General features: G+C 43.1%; 1 protein-coding gene. It reads left to right on the top strand.

Annotated features, from left to right (window positions below; all coding sequences use genetic code 11):
• Positions 1–202, top strand: a 202-nt coding sequence (locus tag AAC854_RS24955; protein ID WP_340619237.1) for a DNA methyltransferase, incomplete at both ends; no start/stop codon positions are given.

The following is a 202-nucleotide window of genomic DNA, read 5'->3' as shown; positions in this document are numbered from 1 at the left end:
TAAAGAGGTTGAAGCGCTTCTTGGTTCCGCTGTTTTTGATTACCCCAAGCCGACAGGATTAATTGAACACCTAATGAAGGTCACGGATGGCGAAGATATCATTCTTGATTTCTTTGCGGGAAGTGGTTCTACAGGTCATGCGGTGTTAAAACAAAACAAGAAAGATGGCGGCAGAAGACAGTTTATTCTGGTTCAATTGCCT

It is taken from the genome of Xenorhabdus entomophaga (assembly GCF_037996725.1).
In the GTDB taxonomy this organism is placed as follows: Bacteria; Pseudomonadota; Gammaproteobacteria; order Enterobacterales; family Enterobacteriaceae; genus Xenorhabdus; species Xenorhabdus khoisanae.
This window is presented reverse-complemented; position numbering and strand designations above follow the sequence as displayed.